The 23,532-nt window shown below is 57.9% G+C and carries 21 protein-coding genes; 6 read left to right on the top strand and 15 right to left on the bottom strand.

The features are described 5' to 3' along the window. Window positions 1-15 precede the first annotated feature (15 nt). Entirely contained in the window at window positions 16-1,122 is a 1,107-nt protein-coding gene (locus ABRP87_RS01220; protein ID WP_349867229.1) for a CE1 family esterase, read from the bottom strand. Between the two features lie 109 nt (window positions 1,123-1,231). Between ABRP87_RS01220 and ABRP87_RS01215 the strand changes: the two genes are divergently transcribed. After that, window positions 1,232-2,335 (top strand): isochorismate synthase, encoded by a 1,104-nt coding sequence (locus ABRP87_RS01215; protein ID WP_349867227.1) that lies wholly within the window; start codon window positions 1,232-1,234, stop codon window positions 2,333-2,335. 10 nt (window positions 2,336-2,345) lie between these two features. Here the strand turns inward: ABRP87_RS01215 and ABRP87_RS01210 are convergent, their stop codons facing one another. From ABRP87_RS01210 to ABRP87_RS01170, 9 genes are all read right to left on the bottom strand, one after another. After that, window positions 2,346-2,918: a class I SAM-dependent methyltransferase gene (locus ABRP87_RS01210; RefSeq protein ID WP_502879269.1), complete on the bottom strand. Its 573-nt coding sequence runs from the start codon at window positions 2,916-2,918 to the stop codon at window positions 2,346-2,348. Window positions 2,919-2,970: 52 nt separating this feature from the next. After that, window positions 2,971-3,783, bottom strand: a complete 813-nt coding sequence (locus ABRP87_RS01205; protein ID WP_284782948.1) for a fumarylacetoacetate hydrolase family protein — start codon at window positions 3,781-3,783, stop codon at window positions 2,971-2,973. Between the two features lie 115 nt (window positions 3,784-3,898). After that, window positions 3,899-4,918 carry a 3-isopropylmalate dehydrogenase gene (locus tag ABRP87_RS01200; protein WP_349867226.1) on the bottom strand — a complete coding sequence of 340 codons (1,020 nt, stop codon included), beginning with the start codon at window positions 4,916-4,918 and terminating at the stop codon, window positions 3,899-3,901. A 132-nt stretch (window positions 4,919-5,050) separates the two neighbouring features. Then, the gene (gene serA / locus ABRP87_RS01195; protein WP_349867224.1) at window positions 5,051-6,637 is read right to left on the bottom strand and encodes a phosphoglycerate dehydrogenase; all 1,587 of its coding nucleotides are present in this window, start codon (window positions 6,635-6,637) and stop codon (window positions 5,051-5,053) included. Window positions 6,638-6,701: 64 nt separating this feature from the next. Further along, a complete protein-coding gene (locus ABRP87_RS01190) occupies window positions 6,702-7,613 on the bottom strand; it encodes a hypothetical protein (protein WP_349867222.1) in 912 nt (303 codons plus the stop codon). Further along, window positions 7,597-9,387 (bottom strand): GmrSD restriction endonuclease domain-containing protein, encoded by a 1,791-nt coding sequence (locus tag ABRP87_RS01185; protein WP_349867220.1) that lies wholly within the window; start codon window positions 9,385-9,387, stop codon window positions 7,597-7,599. The genes ABRP87_RS01190 and ABRP87_RS01185 overlap by 17 nt, the downstream gene beginning before the upstream one ends. Window positions 9,388-9,513: 126 nt before the next feature. Continuing rightward, window positions 9,514-10,527 carry a ketol-acid reductoisomerase gene (gene ilvC / locus ABRP87_RS01180; protein WP_349863125.1) on the bottom strand — a complete coding sequence of 338 codons (1,014 nt, stop codon included), beginning with the start codon at window positions 10,525-10,527 and terminating at the stop codon, window positions 9,514-9,516. Window positions 10,528-10,629: 102 nt separating this feature from the next. After that, window positions 10,630-11,145, bottom strand: a complete 516-nt coding sequence (gene ilvN, locus ABRP87_RS01175; protein WP_023026400.1) for an acetolactate synthase small subunit — start codon at window positions 11,143-11,145, stop codon at window positions 10,630-10,632. A gap of 3 nt (window positions 11,146-11,148) precedes the next feature. Continuing rightward, window positions 11,149-12,999 (bottom strand): acetolactate synthase large subunit, encoded by a 1,851-nt coding sequence (locus tag ABRP87_RS01170; RefSeq protein WP_349867218.1) that lies wholly within the window; start codon window positions 12,997-12,999, stop codon window positions 11,149-11,151. Between the two features lie 303 nt (window positions 13,000-13,302). Here ABRP87_RS01170 and ABRP87_RS01165 point away from each other — a divergent pair, with 303 nt between their 5' ends. The 3 genes from ABRP87_RS01165 to ABRP87_RS01155 all read left to right on the top strand — a co-directional run bounded on the left by ABRP87_RS01165 (window position 13,303) and on the right by ABRP87_RS01155 (window position 17,098). Further along, on the top strand, window positions 13,303-13,845 hold the full coding sequence (locus ABRP87_RS01165) for a PH domain-containing protein (RefSeq protein ID WP_284782927.1): 543 nt from the start codon (window positions 13,303-13,305) through the stop codon (window positions 13,843-13,845). Window positions 13,846-13,896: 51 nt separating this feature from the next. Further along, window positions 13,897-15,750, top strand: a complete 1,854-nt coding sequence (gene ilvD, locus ABRP87_RS01160) for a dihydroxy-acid dehydratase (RefSeq protein WP_349867216.1) — start codon at window positions 13,897-13,899, stop codon at window positions 15,748-15,750. Window positions 15,751-15,826: 76 nt separating this feature from the next. Next, a complete protein-coding gene (locus tag ABRP87_RS01155; RefSeq protein ID WP_349867214.1) occupies window positions 15,827-17,098 on the top strand; it encodes a glycosyltransferase family 87 protein in 1,272 nt (423 codons plus the stop codon). Here ABRP87_RS01155 and ABRP87_RS01150 read toward each other — a convergent pair. The 3 genes from ABRP87_RS01150 to ABRP87_RS01140 all read right to left on the bottom strand — a co-directional run bounded on the left by ABRP87_RS01150 (window position 17,073) and on the right by ABRP87_RS01140 (window position 18,873). Continuing rightward, window positions 17,073-17,390, bottom strand: coding sequence for a transcriptional regulator (locus ABRP87_RS01150; protein WP_023026394.1), 318 nt, complete (start codon window positions 17,388-17,390; stop codon window positions 17,073-17,075). The two genes, ABRP87_RS01155 and ABRP87_RS01150, sit on opposite strands and share 26 nt — an antisense overlap. Then, window positions 17,380-17,835 (bottom strand): hypothetical protein, encoded by a 456-nt coding sequence (locus ABRP87_RS01145; protein WP_023026393.1) that lies wholly within the window; start codon window positions 17,833-17,835, stop codon window positions 17,380-17,382. The genes ABRP87_RS01150 and ABRP87_RS01145 overlap by 11 nt, the downstream gene beginning before the upstream one ends. A gap of 147 nt (window positions 17,836-17,982) precedes the next feature. After that, window positions 17,983-18,873 carry a DoxX family protein gene (locus ABRP87_RS01140; RefSeq protein ID WP_349867212.1) on the bottom strand — a complete coding sequence of 297 codons (891 nt, stop codon included), beginning with the start codon at window positions 18,871-18,873 and terminating at the stop codon, window positions 17,983-17,985. A 194-nt stretch (window positions 18,874-19,067) separates the two neighbouring features. Between ABRP87_RS01140 and ABRP87_RS01135 the strand changes: the two genes are divergently transcribed. Next, window positions 19,068-20,165, top strand: a complete 1,098-nt coding sequence (locus ABRP87_RS01135) for a glutathione S-transferase family protein (protein WP_349863138.1) — start codon at window positions 19,068-19,070, stop codon at window positions 20,163-20,165. On the opposite strand, the gene ABRP87_RS01130 is transcribed toward ABRP87_RS01135, so the two are convergent. Continuing rightward, complete coding sequence (locus ABRP87_RS01130; protein WP_349853145.1) at window positions 20,134-21,006, bottom strand: ArgP/LysG family DNA-binding transcriptional regulator; 873 nt, start codon at window positions 21,004-21,006, stop codon at window positions 20,134-20,136. The two genes, ABRP87_RS01135 and ABRP87_RS01130, sit on opposite strands and share 32 nt — an antisense overlap. Window positions 21,007-21,075: 69 nt before the next feature. Here ABRP87_RS01130 and ABRP87_RS01125 point away from each other — a divergent pair, with 69 nt between their 5' ends. Beyond that, on the top strand, window positions 21,076-21,801 hold the full coding sequence (locus ABRP87_RS01125; RefSeq protein ID WP_349867211.1) for a LysE/ArgO family amino acid transporter: 726 nt from the start codon (window positions 21,076-21,078) through the stop codon (window positions 21,799-21,801). Window positions 21,802-21,901: 100 nt separating this feature from the next. Here the strand turns inward: ABRP87_RS01125 and ABRP87_RS01120 are convergent, their stop codons facing one another. Continuing rightward, window positions 21,902-23,332, bottom strand: coding sequence for a YkvI family membrane protein (locus tag ABRP87_RS01120; protein WP_349867208.1), 1,431 nt, complete (start codon window positions 23,330-23,332; stop codon window positions 21,902-21,904). Window positions 23,333-23,532: the final 200 nt, after the last annotated feature.

Genomic DNA, 23,532 nt, shown 5'->3' with positions numbered 1-23,532 from the left:
AAGTACCGTCTAGGGCTACACGCGTGTCTTGGTGGAAAGGAAGTCCCACACAACATTTGGGGTATCCGGCTGCCAAAACCACGTGTGTTCGGCAGGCACCTTGACCAATTCCACGTCCTTCTGGCAACCGTTGAAGTTCAGGCGCTCGGCTCCTCCAATATCCGCCTGGGATTGGAAGGTCATATCGCAGCGATTGCGGTTGAGATACCCTCCCAAGACGGTGCGCACAGGTAGATAACCAGCTTCGTGCCGGTCACCGCCTTCATAGGTCATCATCTGGTCGCGGGTGCCGTGCATGATAAGTGTATGCATTGGCGCATCCCCGCAATTGGTTTCAACGGGGTTATAAAAAGCTCCGGAGACCATGGCAACCGCAGCAAACGTATCTTGCGCGTGACAGCCCAATACGGAAGTAAAGCCCCCGCCATTGGACATTCCCATGGCGTAGACGCGATTGCGGTCCACGTGATAGTCCGCATCTACAGCATCCAAGATGCGCTTGATAAAGCGGATATCTTCACCGTCATGAGTTTTGGCATATGGCGCTGCTTCCCAAGCGCGTTCGTAGCCCTCCGGGTAAATGATGATGGCCTCATCGGTGGCTGACGTATTTCCCATTCGGGCGTAACTGGAGAAGTTTTCCGGGGAATCTCCCCAACCGCCAAATCCAAAAAGCACCGGGGATGGTTTCTCGGGCGAGTAATTATCGGGGATACGCACGAGGTAGCGGCGCTGTTTTCCTTCGTGCTCCATCTCGAGCGATTCCATAGTTCCCGGTGCAATGGGCGGATCAGGATTAATGCTGGGATCAGCAGAAGGTGCAGGAGGAGCCGGCTCCGAATTACCCGGAACTGGTGGCTCACCGTCATCAGGCGTGTGCGCCTCAACATCGCGGGGCGTCGATTCAGTGACGCCTTCTGGAAGCAAATGCGAGCCATCTGGTTCTGGAATCACGGGCTCGCCGGAGTGGTGGTCTTGTTCTGGCACAGGCACTGGGTGCGTCGGTTCTACCGGTGATCCGACATCTTCTTGTTCCTGCGCCATTGCCGGCACGCTTAAAGCTGCGCCTATTACTAGCAGTGAGGTCAAGAGATAGGTAAATCGGAGAAAAACTTTAGTCACAATAGCCACTTAAGTAACAATAGTTACATCAGTTGTGCCAGAGGGTATCCACACGCTTGGCGGAGGGTAATTTCTACCAACTTTTAATGAGGCACTAAGCTAGATCCCCATGCACGAAGACAGACCAAGCACCGCCCCCGATTTTTTGCTCTCCCGGGCAACGGGGTCTGTCCGTACCCAAGGTGCGCGGAACACCTTTACCAGTGCCGAGGCTGCGGTTGACGCCCTGCACCGAGGCGAGGCCGAGATGGTCGTTGGCGCCATCCCCTTTGATTCCGATACCCCCGCCGCCCTGACCGTGCCAGAATCAATCATCCGGGAAGACGGCCCGCTAGAGCCACATGCGTTCTACCGCAATCAAACGCTCAAGTCCCGCGTCGTGGGCTTTGATCCAGAACCCGAAGAGCACCTACGCCGCGTGGAGGCGGCCATCGGCACCATCGAAACCTCGAAGCTAGAAAAGGTGGTTTTAGCCCGCGCGGTCGATATCGAATTTACCTCCCCCATCGATCCGCGGCTGGTGGCCGCGCGCCTTATCGATCTCTCCGTCAACCGCGATGGCTTCATTGCGGATCTCTCCCCTGCGGGCCGCCCAGGGGCCATGCTGGTCGGTTCTTCGCCAGAGGTGCTGATCAAGCGCCAAGGCTCGACCGTGTCTGCATTCCCGCTCGCCGGCTCTACCCCGCGCCGGGCCAATAAAGCGGCGGACCACATTGCCAGCCAAGACCTCTTGCACTCAGCCAAGGATCTGCTCGAGCATTCCTTTGTGGTAGATCACCTGCGCAAGGTGCTAGAACCACTGTGCAGCAGCCTCGATATCCCCGATACCCCGCAGCTCATACACACCAATGAGATGTGGCACTTGGGCACGCCGGTTACCGGTACCTTGCGGGATAAAGACCTCACCGCCCTGGAATTGGCAGAAGTTGTCCACCCCACCCCCGCAATCTGTGGCACGCCGACGGAAGCGGCGCAGGCGCTTATTGAGACCGCAGAGACCGACCGCGGCTTCTATGCCGGCACCGTCGGCTGGTGCGATAGCTCCGGCGACGGTGAATACATGGTAGCTATCCGTTGCGCGGAAGTTGCCGGCGATGGCCTCTCCGCCCGCGCCTGGGCCGGCGGCGGCGTAGTGGGTGCCTCCAATGCCCAAGCGGAGCTGGAAGAAACCACCGCCAAGCTCCAGACGATCTTACGGGCGCTGAGCCTTTAAGCGGTGCGACTTAGAGCCGCTTCGCCACGAGGATTACATCGCTGGTGTGGTGGGCTCCCGCGCCGCCAGAAACACGGCGCGGCGATCGCCGAAAGGTCTGCACCGTCAATTCGGTCAGGTTTTCCGCCAGCCATTCCGGCATGGCAATCTCTTCTGACTGCATGTCATGGTGAACATAGAGTAAGGTTCCGCCCTTGGCGACGAGCTTTTCCAGCAGTGCTACTTCCCGTGCGGTGGCACGGACACTGCCGTAATGCACGGTGACTAAATCAAATGGGGCGTGGCTGAATTCATCAAAGGTGGCAACCTCGGCGGGCACTCCCCGCGCCTTGGTCCGAGCCACGGCCGTCGGGGCAAAGTCGATGCCGAGCACCTGCCAGCCACGCTCGTGCAGCCACTGGGCATCGGCGCCTTCCCCGCAGCCGATATCGAGCGCGGTACCGACTGGAAGGTCGCTGGCATAGTCCACCAGCGTGGCATTCGGACTCCCCGACCACACCTGCGCAGCAGACCGATAGCGCTCCTCCATTTCCTGTGCGCTGGGCGCAGACCCGTGGTGGCCTTGATGCGAATGCTCCGGCACGCCGTTCTCCTTCTACCAGTACCTCGCCAGCGGCAGCTGCTTTTGGGTGAACCTACTGCGCCCTAGAGATGGTATTGCGCAAAGTGCCAACCCCTGGAATCTCAATTTCAATGGTATCGCCTGGCACCATCGGGGCGGTTCCGGCGGGCGATCCGGTAGTGATGACATCGCCAGGCAGCAAAGTATATGCGGCAGAAATCTCTTCCAAGATGCCGCCCATCTTGACGATCATCTGATCCGTATTGGAATCCTGCTTCTGCTCACGGGAACCATCGTGGGTCAGGTACGCATTGATCTTCTGATCATCAAGATCCAAGCTATCCAGGTCCGTTTCAATCCACGGACCCAAGGGGCAGAAGGTATCAATGCCCTTGGCGCGCGCCCACTGACCATCCTTGAACTGCAGGTCACGGGAGGAGACGTCGTTGCAGATGGTATAGCCGAGCACGTGGTCTTTCCAGTTCTCAGCCTTGATATTCTTCGATGGCTTGGAAATAACCACGGCCAGCTCGCCCTCAAATTCCACGTTGGTGGCATAATCCGGAATCTTGATGGCCTCATTAGGGCCGATGACCGCAGTCGAGGGCTTCAAGAAGATGGTTGGCGGCAGTTTATCGGAGGACTTCTTAAATACCTCCGCCACGTGGTCGGCATAGTTGCGGCCGAGCGCCACTACCTTGGTGGGCAGGGTCGGCGCCAAGAGCCGCACCTCGCCCAGCTTCCATTCCCGGCCGGTGGGCTCCGGCGGGGTAAACGGGGTGCCGGAGATCTCTTTAGCTACAAGCTCCTCCATCGGGGCGTCTTGTGGCCCGTCAATGATGGCAAAGCAAATTCCTTCTGGGTGTGCAATTCGTCCTAAACGCATAACGGCCATCCTACTAAAAGGTAGCCTTTACATGTGTGCAAAGTTTGCGGTGTTAATTTGCAAAGATTATTCAGTTCGCTGCCAACACCGCATTCACACAAAGGACTCCTCGCGCTTAAGCTTGCAGGCTCGCCGCGATGCGGTCTCCTACCTCGACGGTCTTGATTGGGGCATCGCCGCGCTTGGCGATGTCCTCCGCCACCGCCTTTTCCACCTTCTGTGCATTGGCTTCATCACCCAACTGCCGCAAAAGCATCGCCGCCGACAAGATAGCCGCAGTCGGATCCGCGATGCCTTGTCCAGCAATATCGGGTGCCGAACCGTGCACTGGCTCAAACATGGAGGGGTTCTCGCCCGAGGCATCAATATTGCCCGAAGCAGCCAACCCAATTCCGCCAGTAATAGCACCTGCTAAGTCCGTTAAGATGTCCCCAAAGAGGTTATCGGTCACGATGACATCGTAACGGGCAGGATCCGTCACCATGTAGATGGTCGCGGCATCGATGTGGTTGTAGTCCACCTCCACCTGCGGATATTCCCTCGCAACTTCTTCTACCGTGCGGTGCCACAGATCGCCGGCGTTGACGAGCACATTGGTCTTGTGCACCAGGGTCAGGTGCTGGCGGCGCTGCGATGCCCGCTCGAAAGCATCGCGCACCACGCGCTCTACCCCGAAGCGGGTATTTTGCGAAACCTCGCTGGCTACCTCGTGCGGCGTTCCTTCCCGCAGCGTGCCACCATTGCCGCAGTACAGGCCCTCGGTACCTTCACGCACCACGACGAAGTCAATCTCGCCAGGGTTAGCCAACGGCGAGTGGGCCGTGGGATACAAAATGGAAGGGCGCAGGTTCACGTGGTGATCGAGCGCAAAACGCATCTTCAATAGCAGGCCGCGCTCCAAAACGCCTGGAGGAACCTCGCCTGGCGCGCCGATGGCACCCAGCAAAATGGCATCGTGCTCGCGCAAGCTGGCTAAGTCTGCGTCCGTTAAAAGCTCGCCATTGCGCAGGTATCGCCGCGCGCCCAAGTCATAGTCGGTAGTTTCAATATCGCTGCGCACCGCGCGCAACACCTTCAGGGCTTCCGCCGTTACTTCCGGCCCAATACCGTCGCCGCCAATAACCGCTAATTTCATTGGATAGGATTCCTTTCTCACATAGTGGATTAGGCATTAGCCTACCAAAGAAAACCCGCCCATCGCAGTAAGTCTGCGCGATGGGCGGGCATGAGTACGCGGTTAGGCTAATCGTCCTAGCCTGCGGTGAGGTTATTCATCCATATCGAATTGCTGGCACGTAGCGCCAAGGGCGGAGTTGATCTCCTCGATGAGAGAATCTGGCACCTCGGACTCCACGCGCAAAATGAGCACGGCATCGGATTCCTGCTTTCCCTGCGTCAGGGCTGCAGCGATGATGTTGATACCCGCCGCACCCAGCTTGGTACCCACGGTACCCAGCGCGCCTGGGGCATCGGCATAACGGAAGAACAGGTTGCGGCCCTCGGCCCGCATATCCACGCCACGGCCATTGATGCGCACAAACTTTTCGGTGCCATCGATACCGATGAGCGCACCGGTGAGCGAGGACGTCACGCCCTCTGCGCTAATGACCTTGACCTGCAAGGAAGAACGGTGCCCCTTGGATTCTGGGTTGGTGGAGACCGAAACGTCAACCCCGCGGCTCTCAGCAATCTGCATCGCGTTGACAAAGGTAACCGGCTCCGAGGTCACACCGCTAAACAGGCCGCGTACGGCGGAAAGACCCAGCACGTCCACGTCCTCAGTGGATAGCTCGCCGCAGGCCTCAATTTCCACAGCGACGGGAGCTTGGTCTAGCAGGCGGCCGGCAGTAAGGCCCAGCTTGCGGGCAAGGTCGAGCCAGCCGGCGACCTCTTCGCCCACCGTGCCGCCAGAGACGTTGACCGCATCAGGGACGAACTCGCCGGCAAGGGCCTTGAGTACCGAGGCAGCGACATCGGTACCAGCGCGATCCTGTGCCTCCACAGTGGACGCACCCAGGTGCGGCGACACCGTGACCTGCGGGAGCTTAAAGAGTGGGGAATCCGTGCACGGCTCCGTGGAGTACACATCAAAACCCGCACCGCGGTGGTGACCCGAGGTAATGGAATCTGCCAAGGCCTGCTCGTCTACGAGGCCGCCGCGGGCGGCGTTGATAAGTATCTGGCCTTCCTTTGCCTTGGCCAAAAGCTCCGCATTGAACATACCGGCGGTCTCCGGCGTCTTGGGCAGGTGAATGGTGACAAAATCTGCCTGCGCCATCAGATCTTCCAGCTCGACCAATTCCACGCCGAGCGCTGCTGCACGCGCCGGATTGGCATAAGGATCGTAGGCAATAATCTTGGTTTCAAAGGCACTCAACCGCTGGGCAAAGAGCTGACCGATGTGGCCGAAACCAACGATGCCAATTGTCTTGCCGTAGACCTCTACGCCCTTAAAAGAAGAGCGCTTCCACTCGCCCTCGCGCAAGGACTGATCCGCCGCAGGAATCTGGCGGGCAGTGGCCAGGAGCAAGGCAATCGCCTGTTCGCACGCAGAGTGGATATTGGAGGTGGGAGCGTTGACCACCATGACGCCCTTGTTGGTGGCAGTGTCAATATCCACGTTATCCAGGCCCACGCCCGCGCGGCCCACAATCTTTAGCTTGGGCGCTGCTTCTAGAACTTCAGCGTCGACCGTGGTGGCAGAGCGCACGAGCAGTGCATCTGCCTCAGGAACTGCGGCGAGCAATTCCTCGCGGTTCGGGCCGTCTACCCAGCGCACCTCGGCGGAATCCCCCAAAGCCGTCACTGTGGATTGGGCCAATTTATCGGCGATAAGAACTACCGGCTTCGACATATCATCCTTCGTTTCACTTCGTTGTGCATTACGCGAAAATCACCGCGTGTGAAGGAAGTGTAGTTCAGTTTGGGGTGCCCTGCCGTATTTTTTCCTTAAATTCTTTCACGTGACCGAATTCCGGGCCCAAAGCGATAAGCGAGCCCTCATCGAGCCCTGCCACCATGGCCATACTCCGCTTATCTTCCAGCGGATCTGCCGTCGGCATCACCAATACCGAGCCGCCATAGGCTGCAGCCGTAATGACATTGGCTACTGGACTATCAGCCGTGGCCACAATATTGGGCGCCATCTGACCATCGCGCCGCGACTGTGCCGGAACGGGCTGTAACTTCTTGCCATCGTCCTCGGGCTCGCCCTCATAAGGAATCCAGGCGGGGCGCAATTCAACGTAGGGAGTTTTATCCAGCCGGGCGATGTCTTTGACCATCTGATTCGGCGACGCGACCACCTTGGACTCATATTGGAAGGCCGTGAAATCTCCCAACGCTTCATGCGTACCTGGGTCCTTGATGACTGTGAAATCACCACTGGATTGCGTCCACGGAATATCGCCCACGATGACGAGCCGTTTAACTTCCAAGTCACCTATCAGGTTGAGGACTTCACCGCGCCGCGAGGGATCGTATTCCACTGCCGGCAAGTGCTGGTTAATCGCCAACGTTGCCGCACGCAAGATGGATTTATCGTCAGAGGCAAAGAGCACCATCGAGTCAGAATCCTCGAAAAAAGTCCGGGCAGCGTCAATGCCGCTAGGATCATCGATGATTTCCAGCTTGCCAGCGAATTTGGGATCGATAAGGCGGTTTTGATTCTCTGACTTGGCGCGCTCAAGCTCGACATCGGACTCGGAGAGATCCGACAGCCCACGTTTCACCAGTTTGGGCTCCTGCAAGGCATCGCCACAGCCGACAAGTACAAGGGAGGCTGCGATAACCGCTGCAGCCGCCCGATACCTCTTAGCGGCCAAATGCATGTGGCCCCTCTTCACCGCCGGACAGGTTTGCTTCATCAACATCTCGAATGACGGGAATGCCCAAGGTTTCTTCCACCAGGTTCACAAAACGATGACGACGATCCGCCAAGAATTCCTGAATCTTCGATTCCCTTAGGTTTGCTACATCGAGGTCGTGCGATGCCAAGACAGCATCAAACTCCTCGTCTTCCATGATGGACTTGGATTGCACGCGCGGCAGGTACCGGTTCGGTGCGAATCCATCAAGGACGACCTCTGTGCGCTTGCCCATCGGGGTGAAGTTCATGACCGAATGCGCTAAGACCGAATCCACCCCGTGGCGCTGGCACCAATTCAGTGGGAATACCGGGAAAAACCCTGGTTTCAGCTCTTCAAAGGTGTGCCGAGTAAATTCGCTGCCCGTCCGCCAATCTTTCGCGCCTCGGGCCATGAGCAGGGCATAAATACCGTGCCATACGCCATCGTTTTCATCGACCGACAGCAAGCGGGATTCCCGGAATCCTGCATCCGAGACCGTCTTGGGAACGTCATTGGTGGCCCCAGCAACCCACTCCGTTACCTCGTCCACATCGCGGGCGGCGCGCAGTGGCACCGCGGAAGAACCGTAGAGCTCACCAAAGACGCCACACCAGAACCACTGGTCGATGCGATCCCATGCCTGCTGGCTAGACAGGGCTCCGGGCCGCTTTGCCAAGCGCGCAATGATGACCGCCAGCGGCACGATCTGTTCGGTATAAGGAACTTGATCCAGGCTTAGAATTCGGCGCTGCGCCAAGAATTCGGCAACCTCGTGGAAGGTGATGCGCAGGTCGTGCGCGGCTGCCTTGTACTCGGATAGGGACAGCTTCAAAATGTCTTCGCGTTGACCGCCGGCATTGCCCTTCTCCCCTGTGACTAAGAGAGACACTGCGGAAAGAAATTCATTGCGCCCGATGCCATCGAGCGCGGGTGAATCCCGCAGGTCCTTTTCCACCTGCTGCCAATCGTTAGCAAGGTGGAAGGTCGGGTCTTCGGAAGCAAAGACGGCCGTTAAGAGATCGAAGACATCCATCTGCAGGCCGGCGGAGTTCGCCTGGGCAAAGATAGAACCGATTCCCGAGCGCTCCGTTTCACGGGATAGCCGGATCATCGGGATGTCGTAGCCGGCCAAAGGTCGCACGATGCGGTTATTAAACGCTGCAAGCTCGGCGCTATACTGCTCGTGAGTGGCGGCAAGCTCGAAAAGCATGCTGATGCCTTCCTCACTCAATAGCGAGGCCACAGGAATGCACATATTATCCAGCCCATCCTGGCGGCAGGTAATAGCCCCATCAATATCGGGGCCGAAGTGCGAGCAGATCTCGCCGTTCTGGTCGACGGCGAAAATGGCGTCATCGGCAAGCAAGTCCCCACTGACCGCGGCACGAACGTCAATGAAAAAGCGGCGGTGGACCTTCTTTTTCCGGAAATCGGTGGTCTTGACAAAACCCTCGCCGTTAAAGCAGTGGTACAGGGAGGTAAGGCGCTGTTGACCGTCCAGAAGGAGCAATCCGGGCTCGACGCCAACCTCGGGCGCGCCCGCCAAAACCCGCGGGCGGAAACGCATTTTTTCATTTCGGGTATCCAGGGCCATCAGCGCTCCGATGGGGTAACCACGCAGGACCGTAACGATAAGTGAGCGGATGCGGTCTTCATCCCAGGCGTAGCTGCGCTGGAAATCCGGAAGCTGGATATCGCCCCGGTCGATCCGCGAAAAAAGATCCTTGAGATCATAGCTTGGCGTCGTAAAACCCATAGGGCTAATACTACCCGCAACACCTCGGCGGCACCTCACAGACTAAGGCGATGGGATAAAGCTTTCCAAAGCACAAAAGCGGCCCACGGGGAGTTTCCCGCGGGCCGCAATGACAGCAGCGACTGACTAGGCAGTAGCGTCCAATGGGTTCTTGACCCAGCTCATGAGATCGCGCAGCTTGGTGCCGGTCTTTTCGATTTCGTGCTGCGCAAATTCATCGCGCAGGTCTTCCAGCTCCTTGTTGCCGCCCTCAACGTTGTCGAGCAGGCGCTTGGTAAAGGTGCCGTCCTGGATATCGGACAGGACATCCTTCATGCGCTGCTTGGTATCAGCGTTGATGATGCGTGGGCCGGAGATGTAGCCACCGAACTCAGCGGTATCAGAGACCGAGTAGTTCATGTTGGCAATGCCGCCCTCGAACATGAGGTCCACGATGAGCTTCATCTCGTGCAGAACCTCGAAATAAGCCATCTCTGGCTCGTAGCCGGCCTCGGTGAGGACCTCAAAGCCATTGCGGATGAGGAACTCAACGCCACCACACAGGACGGCCTGCTCGCCAAAGAGGTCGGTGACCGTCTCTGCCTCGAAGGTGGTGGGGATAACGCCGGCGCGAGCGCCACCGATGGCAGCGGCATAGGACAGGGTCAGGTCATGACCCTCGTGCTTCGGATCCTGCTCGGTGGCAATCAAGCAAGGAACGCCCTTGCCGTCAACGAACTGGCGGCGGACCAGGTGGCCTGGACCCTTGGGGGCAACCATACCGACGGTGACGGACGCAGTCGGCTCAATCAGCTTAAAGTGGATATTCAGGCCGTGACCGAACAGCAGTGCGTTGCCGTCCTCCAGGTTCGGGGCGATGTGCTCTTCGAAGATCTCCTTCTGGGAGGTATCCGGCGCCAGCAGCATAACGACGTCGGCCCACTTGGATGCCTCCGCGACGGACTTGACCTCGAAGCCAGCCTCTTCTGCCTTGGCTGCAGACTTAGAGCCCTCGCGCAGACCGATAACAACCTCAACGCCGGAATCGCGCAGGTTCTGGGAGTGGGCGTGGCCCTGAGAGCCGTAGCCGATGACCGCTACCTTGCGGCCCTGGATGATCGACAGGTCAGCATCGTCGTCGTAGTAGGTATCAATAGCCATTTCAAATCCTCAATTCTTTGGTAGGAAAAGCTGTAATGAAGCGTCCTAACGCAGAGTATATATCACTGCGCGGGACAATGTGTTCACATCGTGAGATTTTATTTACTTTTTGGGAGCCGTAGCCTTCGGGCCGCGCCCCAAGGCTACGTGGCCCGATTGCACGAGTTCGCGAATCCCGAAAGGTTCGAGGACCTCGAGCAGCGCCGCGAGCTTGCCCGGCGTACCGGTAGCTTCCACGACGACCGATTCCTTTGCCACGTCGACCACGCGGGCACGGAAGATATTCACCGCATCCACCACCTGCGCGCGGTTGGAATTATCGGCCGATACCTTCACCAACATGATGGCGCGAGCAACGGTGGAATCTTCCTTGAGTTCCACGACCTTGATGACCGGAATGAGCTTATTGAGCTGTTTTGTTACCTGCTCAATGATCACCTCAGAAGCATCCACGACGATGGTCAGCCGGTTAATTCCGGGGGTTTCCGTATGCGCGGACACCAAGGACACCAAGCTATAGCCACGACGGCTAAACATTCCCACCACGCGGGCGATGATGCTTTCAACATCCTCAACTAATACCGATAAGGTATGCCGAGTTACCTCGTTTTGCGTCATGGTTTATGCCTCCTGGATGGTTTCGTCGATCTCAGCTGGGGTCTCCGCGGCGGATTCAGCTTCATCAAAAAGCGGGCGCAGGCCGCGGGCGTACTGGATTTCCTCATTGGAGGCACCGCCACCGATCATCGGCCACACCTGTGCATCTTGGCCGACGATGAAGTCAATGACGACTGGCTTATCGCTAATTGCCTGCGCGCGCTTAATGGCCGGAACGACTTCTTCTTCGCTCGTTACCCGGATGGCTTCACAACCGAGTGCCTCCGCCAAACGGACGAAGTCCGGGGTGAAGGCGTTTTCTTCGCGCAGCTTGGTGTGCGAATAGTGCTGATCATAAAACAGCGTCTGCCACTGCCGGACCATTCCAAGGTTGCCGTTATTAATGACAGCAACCTTAAACGGGAAGCCTTCCAAGGCGGCGGTGGTAAGTTCCTGGTTGGTCATTTGGAAGCAACCATCGCCGTCAATCGCCCATACTTCTTTATCAGGGCGCGCTGCCTTTGCACCCAAGGCAGCGGGAACCGCATAGCCCATGGTTCCGGCGCCACCGGAGTTGATCCAGGAACGCGGGTGTTCAAAGTCCAAGAACTGCGCGGACCACATCTGGTGTTGGCCCACGCCCGCGCAGTAGATAGCCTCCGGCCCTACAGTTTCGCTGAGCTTTTCCAAGACGAACTGCGGGTTCAGCAGGCCATCATCGGTGGGCTCGTAACCGCGCGGGAAACGCTCCTGCATGCCGCGCAGGTAATCGTGCCACTGTTTCACATCGGCGGCAGGCTGCACGTCCTTCTTGCGGTACTCCTTGCCCAACGCGGTCAAGCACTTTTGCGCATCACCGACGATGGGGACCGTAACCTCGCGGATCTTGCCAATCTCAGCGGGGTCAATATCGGCGTGGATAACCTTCGCATTGGGCGCGAAAGTGGAGGTATCACCGGTCACGCGGTCATCGAAGCGGGCGCCAATGGCGATGATGAGGTCCGCGCGCTGCATGGCCGCGACGGCTGGGACGGTGCCGTGCATGCCCGGCATCCCTAGGTGCAGTGGGTGGGAATCTGGAAAGGAGCCCAGGGCCATCAAGGTAGTAACCACGGGGATATTCGTCAGCTCTGCAAACTCCAACAGCTCCTGGGAGGCGTTGGCTTTAATGACTCCGCCACCGACATAGAGCACGGGCTTTTCCGCATGCCCCATCAATTCCACGGCCTGGGCCACCTGTCGGTGGTGCGGCTTGGTGACTGGCTTATAGCCCTGCAGGTCCAGCGCTTCCGGGAAGCGATAATCCACAAAGCCGTTTTGCACGTCCTTCGGGATATCAACGAGCACCGGACCGGGGCGACCGGTGGAGGCCAAGTGGAAGGCGGCCGAAATAGCAGAAGGGATCTCTGCAGGATCCGTCACGATGTAGTTGTGCTTGGTAATTGGCATGGTGACACCGCGGATATCGGCCTCCTGGAAGGCATCGGTGCCCAAAAGGTTACTGCCCACCTGGCCGGTGATGGCGACGATGGGAACGGAGTCCAAGTTGGCATCGGCAAGCGCCGTAACCAAGTTGGTCGCACCGGGCCCGGAGGTAGCGATGCACACGCCCACCTTTCCGGAGGCCTGCGCATAGCCCTCGGCGGCGTGGCCGGCGCCTTGTTCATGGCGAGTTAGCACGTGGCGAAGCTTGGTTGAACCATGCAGTGCATCGTAGAGCGGAAGCACGGCACCGCCTGGAATACCGAATACGAGATCGGTGCCCAGATCTTCCAGCGTGCGGACAATTGCATGAGCCCCACTCATTCGCTCCGTGGGCGCAGCGGTAGTCGCAGCGGCCGCGGAACTAGGCGTGGGCGAGGATGTCGTTACCACGGTGTATGTGCTCCTTGGGTTGGTCTGTCATGGAAACTGATCATCGGAAAACGCCCTAGTTACAACTAAAGCCCCCGCGGGCCGGTGGTCTGCGGGGGCGAAAGCGTCGACGTTCAGGAAACGCCGCGGTCACCGCCGCGCTCGTACCACCTGAAGTCGAATAATGATCATATTTCCAACTATATACCGATAGAATTATATCTGGAAGCAGTTACCCCCTTTTGGGAAAACTTTCTCATACGTTGAAACACGGCGAAAAAATGGTTCGCTTCCCCACCGCATGATCAATTAGGCTGGCACACTATGACCCCACCAGCACAGGACAAACAACCTCGTCAGTCCACCACCCAGGCAGAGGTCTTCACCCCTTCTCGCGACCACATCTTGGGCATTTTAATTTTGTCCACGATCGCCTTATTGAGCATTGGATGGGCGCCCAAATACCTAGGGTGGTTGCTCATTATCCCCGTTATCGGCCTCTGGTGGGTCATCAAGGCCCGCACGCGGGTCTCTGAGAAAGGCATCTCCATTTCTTATGCATTCCGGAAAAACGTTTCCATCGCATGGGATGATTTCGCCGGAATTGGCTTCCAGCGCGCCCGGGCCTTCGCGCAGACTAAAAATGGTGCGAAACATAACCTGCCTGGCGTAACCTTCAACTCACTGCCCCGCTTGGCACAAGCATCCCGCGGGCGCATTCCCGATGCCCTCACCCAGGGCCGCGAGGCAGCCGACGACAAGGTCGTCATCGTACACCGCGACGGGCAGCAGATCCTCTTAAGTAAAGAGGAATACGCTGCATACCTAGAAAAGCACCCCGAGCTTAAAGATTCGGCAGAAAACTAAATCTACTTTCTCCCCTATTTGACCAATCTATAAGGAATAGTGACTTAATCCATGTTCCCACTGCGCTCTAAAGTAACTACCGTCGGACGCCAAGCCTCCGGTGCGCGTGCCTTGTGGCGCGCGACTGGCACCAAGGAAAATGACTTTGGCAAGCCCATCGTCGCCATCGCCAACTCTTATACGCAGTTCGTCCCCGGCCACGTGCACCTGAAAAACGTCGGGGATATCGTCGCCGACGCCGTTCGCGAAGCCGGTGGCGTACCCAAGGAGTTCAATACCATTGCCGTGGATGACGGCATTGCCATGGGCCACAGCGGCATGCTGTACTCTTTGCCCTCGCGCGAAATCATCTCCGATTCCATCGAATACATGGCCAATGCGCATACTGCCGATGCCCTCGTATGCATCTCCAACTGCGATAAGATCACTCCGGGCATGCTCAATGCCGCAATGCGGTTGAACATCCCCACAATCTTTGTCTCGGGCGGACCTATGGAAGCCGGCAAGGCCGTCGTGGTCGATGGCGTTGCCCATGCACCGACTGACCTGATTACCGCTATCACCGCGTCCGCGAATGATAGCGTTTCCGATTCTGGCCTGGCCCAGGTGGAAGAATCAGCCTGCCCCACCTGCGGTTCCTGTTCCGGCATGTTTACCGCCAACTCCATGAACTGCTTGACTGAGGCGCTCGGTTTGGCGCTTCCGGGCAACGGCACCACGCTGGCCACCCACAGCGCGCGACGTGACCTCTTTGAAAAGGCCGGCTCCACCATCGTGGATATGTGCCGGCGCTACTACGGCGAAGAAGACGAGTCCGTCCTGCCGCGCAATATCGCCACCAAGGAAGCCTTCACCAATGCCATGGCCCTCGATATGGCCATGGGCGGATCCACCAACACCATCCTGCACACCCTTGCCGCAGCGCAGGAGGGCGAAGTGGACTTCACGCTGGATGATATTAATGACATTTCCTACCGCGTCCCCTGCCTGTCCAAGGTCGCGCCCAACGGCACCTACCACATCGAGGATGTGCACCGCGCCGGCGGCATTCCGGCTATCTTGGGCGAGCTGCGCCGCGCGGGCCACCTCAATCTCAAGGTGCACACCGCCCTCTATGACAATGCGGAGCAGTGGCTCGATGATTGGGATATCCGCAACCCTCGCGTGACGGATCAGGCCCGCGAGCTCTACTACGCCGCTCCAGGCGGCGTGCGCACCACGGAGCCTTTCTCCCAGTCCAACCGGTGGGATGAACTGGATACCGACGCAGTCAATGGCTGCATTCACGATGCTGACCACGCCTTTTCTTCCGACGGCGGACTGGTGGTCCTGCGCGGCAACTTGGCGCCGGACGGGGCCATCGTCAAGGCCGCCGGCGTTGAAGAAGAACTGTGGACCTTCTCTGGCCCAGCCCGCGTGGTGGAATCCCAAGAGCAAGCCGTGTCCATCATCTTGAATAAAGAAGTCCAACCTGGCGATGTGGTCGTCATTCGCTACGAGGGCCCGTCCGGTGGCCCCGGCATGCAGGAAATGCTCCACCCGACGTCCTTCCTCAAGGGCGCCGGACTGGGCAAGGCCTGCGCCTTGATTACCGACGGCCGCTTCTCCGGCGGCACCTCCGGCCTCTCCATTGGCCACATTTCTCCTGAGGCCGCCCACCAGGGACTCATCGGGCTCATCGAGAACGGCGATACCATTTCCATCAATATCCACGAGCGCGAGCTCACCCTCGACGTGGACGATGATGTTCTGGATCGCCGCCGCGCCGCGCAAGAGCAGCGCGAAAAGCCGTGGACCCCGGTGGACCGCAACCGCCCCATAACCAAGGCGCTGCGTGCCTATGCCGCAATGGCCACCTCCGCAGATCGCGGCGCGGTGCGCGTGGTAGACGGCTTTGTAAATTAAAAAATTAGCTGCTAAATCGCTGTGACTCCGGTGGGGTGCGACCTCCGTATCAGAAAATCCTATAACTTGTACTGCGATGAAACTCGCTCGTATCCCGTTATTCCGATATATCGTGGCCCTGCTGGGGTTCCTTTTCGGCGCCTGGAAGGTCGTTGAAGACACCCGCATCACAGACTTCCCCATCGATATGGTGATCTACCGCGAGGGAGTCAAGGCCTTTCTCGAACACCGCTCCGTTTACAGCGAACCAATGCTTGCCGGCGATATTCAGCTGCCCTTCATTTATCCGCCCTTTGGCGCCTTAGCGATGGTCCCGCTCACGGCCTTCGACGCCATCGACCACAACATGGCCGGCAACATCATGGTTATCCTTTCGGATCTCTTTGTGCTCGTGTGCCTCTACTTCGTTTTCAAAGCGGTGCTCAAGCAGACGGACTTCCTCTTGCCCGTTACCGCCATTACCTGGGCGATTGTCTTGCACTTTGAGCCGGTTGACCTCAATAACAGCTTTGCCCAGATCAATATCGTGATCATGGCGCTGGTAATCCTTGACCTCGTACCGCGCAAGCGATTCCTGCCGCAGGGAATCCTCATCGGCGTGGCGGCCGCCATCAAGATAACCCCTCTGGCGATGCTGCTTTACTTCCTCGTGCGCAGGGAATGGAAGCAGATTGCCACCGCGCTGCTCTCCGCCGTAGTGGCCACGCTTCTTGCTGCAGCCTTCCGCTGGGACCCGTTCGTTGAGTTTTTTAGCTTCAAACTCCTCGAAATGGGCTCCGGCAGCGACTTCGGCGTGGGAACCGAGTATCAGTCAAATAGCTCCATCAAAGGCGCCATTCAGCGCGTGTACCCATCCGCTGAATCCATGGAAGCGAATGGCCTGACGATCGGCCTCGCGTGGCTCGCGGCCTCCGTTATCGTCGTCGTCCTTGCGGCTTGGCTCATTAAGCGCTTGTGCAGGGAGCATTTGCTTGTCGATGCCCAATTGGTCACCGCCCTCACCGTCCTGCTCATCTCCCCTGTATCTTGGTCCCATCACTGGGTCTGGCTCACGCTCGTTATTCCGGTGTTCATCTACCGCGCGTGGAGCTGGCTTTCTACCGGATGGGCTGCCCGCAGCCTCGTGGCCGTCCTCATCGCCTGGTCAGGCCTACTATTGACCGTTCCACCGAAGTGGTGGTGGGGCGATCAAGTCAATGTCCATGCCATGAACCACGTCCAAAAGTTCTGGGTGGATGACTTTGTCTGGCTTACCGTGCTTACCGTCGCGCTGTACGCGACCGCGTTCTGTGCGGCCCAGTGTCCTCACGCCACAAGCAACGCTACTCCTGCTCCGCTAGCGACTTAAGCGCGGCGAGGTGGGCATCGAATGCGGACTTGCCGGTAGCAGTGAGCATCACCCACACGGTGTCCTTATCGCGGGAAGATCCGTACTCACGGAATCGGCTGACATAGCCTTCCTTTTCCAAGGCGGTTAATTGTTTGGATAAGGTGGCGGCCGATTGCCCTACCTCTTCCCGCAGCGCCGCGAAGCGCATTTCGCGGCGCACCGTCCCTTCAACCGCACCCCGCGCGTTCAAAACTGCGCAGATTTTGAAGCGATTGAGCGGATAGATAACGGGGTCAATATCACTGAGCACTACGGCCCTCTCCTTGCCGCGCTGCAAGGTCCAAGGCACGAGATTGCAGCACCCACACCATTGCCGCTGCCCACAAGACCACGAAGATTACCAGGGCCCACGTGTGCTCACGCAGCATGTTCGTAATAAACATCGGGATAAGGATTATTGCCATCCCCGCATAGTATTTCTTATCGGCCTTGGGCTGGGTATACGGATCCTGGCGATAGCTGGTCCGCACCTTATTTTGGTAATGAAGCAGCGCCCACACAATGAATCCTATAAGGACAAAGTAGAAAATGAGAAACGCGACGGGGTGCATGACCTCCGCGAATACAGTCATTCCCACGTAGAACGCTGCCAAAGCGATCACTATAAGGATATTTTGCACCAGCCGCTTACGCTCAGCGCCTTTATCCTGCAGGCTGTCATTAAACTCGAGCGACTTCTTTAGCTCATCTTCCATCTTCTACCACCATCTCCAAAATCCAGGATTCCATACTTTCCTTTATGGCAATTCTTTCACTTTCCAAAGTGAAAAGCAAGGGTGGAAAGAAAATCCCCACCGCATTGACTGCGGCGGGGATCCACTCAAGCGGTAGCGAATAACAGGCTAAGCAATGGGGTTTACTGCCGCACCAAAGAACCACACGGCAACCAAGATGGCGATGCCAACCACCACAAAGACCCACGACGTACCCAGCGGGCGCCGTGCCCAAGAGCGGCCAAAGTCCAAGGAAATGAAACCGGGACCGGTAAATTGCAGGCCAATCGCGATAACGAAAAGTACCAGGGACAGCCATACCGAGTCCGGCCAGTCAAAGACCTGGAGACCGGCACCCGATTCCGCCAGCTCGTGCAATGCGGTGAAACCTGTAACGACCAAGCCAAGCATTGCCGCCAGCGGGCTAATCAGGCCCAAAAGGAGGAACGCGCCCGCGATGAGCTGAACGGTTGGTACAGCAAGGGCAAACGAATCAGCCCAAGCATACTGGGAGTAATCGCTTTCCAGCCCGGAGACACCTGTGTCATTGCCCAGCGAGAAGAAGGTGGATATTCCGGCAATAATAAGGTAAGCACTTATAGCCAAGCGGACGAAGAAGAGGCCGAAGTCGATGGTGCCGCGGCGCCCATAGCGCTTATAGCCTTCCTTATCCTCCTGTTCCTGCTGCAGCTGACGCTCTTGTTCCGCCTGCTCCTCTGGGGTCAGGGCAGCATCTTCATCCGCGAAGCCTTCGGTCTGCGCCGGTGCTGCGGGATCCAATACCGCGGTATCCTCACCCGTGGATTGTTGGCTCCCCTGCTGTGCAGCCCCATTGGCATCAGGATTGGGCATAACTTCCGTTTCCGCTGCCTCTTTCTTGCGCGGCCGAATTTCTTGCGGTTCGGCGCGCCCTGCGCGCGCAAAGACATCGGGGTTATCCCGTTGCACGGAATCGTAGGCAGGGACGTTGAGATCCTCGTCTAAGGGATTAGCTTTATCCGGTTGCTGCTTATCGCTCATAAGACCAATTTAAGACACTTGCCTGCAGTTTTGCGGTACCGTTAACGGCGCGCCGCAATTGTTCCCCGCACCTCCCTTCCCCTGACTTGCAACGTGTTGTAACATCAACATTGTCATGTAGTTGACATATAAACATTAATTGCCAGCGGGACACTTCCCCGCCTTATTAATCCACCAAAATTGGGAGTGAATCGATGACTTCACACGACTCCGATTGGGCAGGAGATGCCCGCAATGCTTCACCAGACGGCGAGTTTATTCGCGATACCACCTATATCGAAGACCGCATTTCACCTGCGGTATCCGAGGTAACCTCACAAGACGATGGCACTTTTTATTGGCCGATGGAGGCTGGCCGCTACCGCTTAGTCGCCGCCCGCGCGTGCCCGTGGGCGCACCGCGCGGTCATCGCCCGCCGCTTATTAGGTTTAGAAGATTCCATTTCCCTAGCCCTCGCCGGGCCCGTGCACGATGCGCGGTCCTGGACATTCGATTTAGATGAGGGCGAGGTAGATCCGGTTTTGGGCTACAAGCGCCTGCAGGAAGCCTACTTCGAGCGCTTTCCGGACTATCCCCGCGGTATTACCGTGCCAGCCTTGGTAGAAGAATCTACGGGCCGGGTGGTGACCAATGATTATCCCTCTATGGTGCGCGATTTTATTGAGCAGTGGACGGACTTCCAGGCAGGAGGCGCCCCCGATCTCTTCCCAGAGCAGCACCGCGAGGAAATGGAAGAACTCAATGAGTACATCTTCCACGGCATCAATAATGGCGTGTACCGCTGCGGTTTTGCCGGTTCGCAAGAAGCCTACGAAGAGGCCTATGACCAGCTGTGGGAGGCGCTCGATTGGGCCGAGGAGCGCCTGGGCACCCAGCGCTATATGGTCGGCGATCACATTACCGAGACCGATATCCGCCTATTTGCCACCCTCATACGCTTCGACCCGGTGTATTACTCGCACTTCAAGTGCTCGCGCCACAAGATTCAGGAACTGCCCAACCTGCGCGGCTACCTGCAAGAACTATTCCAGCTACCGGGTTTTGGTGATACCACCGATTTCACTGAGATAAAGCAGCACTACTTTGCCACGCACACCGAGATCAACCCCACCCGCATCGTCCCGGTAGGACCGGATATGTCCTGGTTAGCAGAGCCGCACGACCGCGATCGCTTTGGCGGCCAGCCCTTTGCCCCTGGCGTGCAACTGCCAGGTCCCATTCCCTCCGGCGAGGAAGTAAAGAATCCAGAAGACTTCCAGCTTAAGCTCTTCCCAGCGCCGCAGCCGCGTTAATCACAGACCGTGTCAGATCGCTTAAGACCTCGGATTCTAGGCGCCAGCGCTGCCAGTAGAGGTCAATGTCGAGCTGGTGGTCATCGAGAAGCAGCAGCTCTTGCGATTCTACCAGCGGCTGGGCCTGGGCCTGCGGCAAAAGTCCCCATCCCAGGCCCACGCGCACGGCCTCCAGGTAGCCTTCCGAAGAGGGAATCTGCGAAACCCGCGCGCGCACGACGTGGGAGTCAATAAAGCGCTCCCGCATAGCATCATCGAGCACCTGGTCATTGGGGCCATAGCCCACCAGCGGCATCGTCTCCCAGGTAAGCTTGCCCGCGTGGAAGCGCTCCGCGATGTGTGGGGCGGCGACGGCGAAATAGCGCATGGTCCCCAAAAACGTGGAATCGCACCCCGAAACCGGTGAATGTTCCCTCGTCACGGCTCCTAGGACATCGCCTCGCCGCAGCATAGCTAGGGTGCGCGCCTCATCCTCGATGCGGATGCGCAGCGCAACGTCGCCCCGCTGCGCGGTATCGCTTAACACTTGCGTAAACCATGTAGCCAGCGAATCGGAGTTGATGGCCACCGACAGGGGCACGCGCGCTAGGCGCTGGCCCAACCGGGCATCGGTTTCTGCCTGCACCAACGCCATGCGCCGGGCTGCTTGCACCAAGATCTCCCCGGCCTCCGTCGCCCCCACCGGATTCGCTCTCCGTACTAAAACGCGACCGGTGCTCGCCTCCAATGCCTTGATGCGCTGGCTTACCGCAGACGGAGAAATTCCCAGGACCGAAGCGGCAACCTCAAAGCTCCCTTCTTCCACGATGGCCAGCAAGGTTTCCAAATGTACGGGGTTCATGAAGCTATTCTAAACCATATGAAGATGGATTAACTGGACTTATTTACGGCTTGGACTCACACTAGAGGCATGTCCATCGTGCTAGCTGGTTTTGTGCTTGGTTTATCCCTCATTGTGGCCGTCGGCCCCCAAAATGCGATGCTGTTGAAATACGGCATCCGCCGCGATCACATCGGGCTCATCATCGTGGTGTGCGCGCTTTCCGATGTCATCCTTATCACCTCCGGCACCGCCGGTGTCGGCTACTTGGTGGAGCGCTTTCCCACTGCGCTTGAGGTACTTAAGTACATCGGCGCGGCCTACCTCGCGTTTTTTACCTTCACTTGCTTCCGCGATGCCTTCAAAACCAAGGGCGAGGCCATCGACGTGGAATCCACTTCTCCCAATGCCACCGAGGAAGTTGCGACCTTTGACGGCGACGGGGACTCCTCGGGTGGGGCTGGCACCGGCCATGGCTCTGTAGCCACCGCTACCACCACCCAGCGCCAAGAGATAAAGCGCTCGCCCTCTTGGGTCAAGCCGCTCCTTACCGCGCTCGCACTGACCTGGCTCAATCCTGGCGCCTATGTCGATGTTTTGGTCATGCTCGGGGGCATCGCCAACCAGTATGGCAACCCTGGACGGTGGCTTTTCGCCGGCGGCGCCATCGCCGCCAGCTTTACCTGGTTCCCCGTCATTGGCTTTGGCGCAGCCCGCTTCTCCCACGTCCTCTCCCGCCCCGAGGTATGGCGCTGGATTAACGTTGGCATCGGCGTCATCATGATTGGCCTGACCCTCAAACTCCTCCTGCTTTAATCCCCGGCCCAAGCGGTTTAGGGGCATCGGCAAGCACAAGGCATAGAAAATCCCTCCCCGGGAAATCCTGGGGAGGGATCCTTACTGCTCTAAGGCGAGATTACTTCTGGGAATTTTCCGCATCGGAAGGCTCATCGTCTTCCTCTGGGTCACCGATAGCACCGGTTTCTTCTATCCACTGTTCAATCTCTTCCGGCGAGCGGTCGTGCTCTACGCCTTCGCGCTCGACGTAGTAAGTGTGATCGTCCTGGTTTTCCTTCTCAAATTCTTCCTTATCAAAGTCCACGTCGTCATCACCGTCGAGCTTCTCCGTCACCTCGGTCACGAGCTCTTCATAGAGGGCCTCGCTATCCATATTGGAATCCTCGAGGTGTTGGCCAATCTCATCGTCGTAACGCTCTGCGTCATAATCCTTATTCGGATTCAGCTTGAGGTGCATCAGCGAACGCACGCGCTCGCGGCGCAGTGCCTCGTCCTGAATCTTGGACTGGCTGCGGAACCACGCGAATACCAAGACGGCCACCATCGCAATGCCCATGTAGCCAATGACCGGGTAGACGTACTGCATCAAGGTCTTGAAGCCGAAGAAGGAGACGCCGAAACCTGCGAGACAGCCTGCGACAAAGATAACGCGGAACTTGGCCTCGTTACCTGCGGAGAGGCGCTTACCCAATGCGTAGAACATACCAATGGCGGTATTGAAAATCATCAGGTAAATAATGATGGCCATGATTGCGCCCAAGACGGGGTTGACGCTATCGACCAAGGACAGCATCGGGATATCGGAGCCCTCGATCTCCTGGGCGTTCATCAGCAGCGAGAAGCCTGCCAGGCCCATCATGACGGAGTAGACGATGCCGCCTACGACGCCGCCCCAACCGGCCTCACGGGGGCTAATGTTATCGCCGCCGATAACCAGCGACATCGAAACCGCCAGCATCAAAGCTAGGCCGTTGTAGTTCAGTGCGGAGACCAACCAGTTGCCAATCGGGGTATCGATTTGGCTGGAGGCTTCCATTGCCGCGCCGATATCATCCGGCATATTGAACATGGTGTAGATGGCCACACCAATGACGGCGATGATGATGGACGGGGTGAGCATACCGATGACCTTGGACACCTTATCGACGTCCATCATGCCGACGGCAATCACGAGCCCCAACATCAGCGTCGAGCCGATCCAAGCTTGCCAGCCAAATTGCTGCTCCATATTGGAACCGGCACCGGCCAGCATCACGAAGCCGATGGCAAAGAGCGTGATGATAACGGCGACGTCCAATAGTTTGGACACGATAGGGTGGGTGACTTTGCGGAAAACCGTGTTGTGCTCCGTGGCGTGGAAATAGCTGCCCAATTGCAAGAACACGGTGCCCGCCAGCGTCATAATGGCCGCTGCGACCACGATGCCGGCAATACCCCAGGTGCCGAAGGCGGTGAAATATTGCACGACCTCTTGGCCCGTAGCAAAGCCTGCGCCTACCAGCAGGCCCACGAAGGACATGGCCATGGCGAGAATATTTTTATAAGACACAGTTGCCTAACTTTTGTAGCGGATAATTTTCACACACCAGTGCGCGCGTCCCAAGCCCCCTCCTTATCCCCCCGACACGTGCGGGGAGGCGCGGCGCAGGAGTGTGCTCCTGTGCACATGGTACGTAAGCTAATAACGAAATCCTACTTGCACGTGCGTGAAATACAATACATCATCTTTTGGTGATGAAGTAGCTTACA

It is taken from the genome of Corynebacterium sp. KPL2830 (assembly GCF_040225635.1).
Lineage (GTDB): Bacteria > Actinomycetota > Actinomycetes > Mycobacteriales > Mycobacteriaceae > Corynebacterium.
This window is presented reverse-complemented; position numbering and strand designations above follow the sequence as displayed.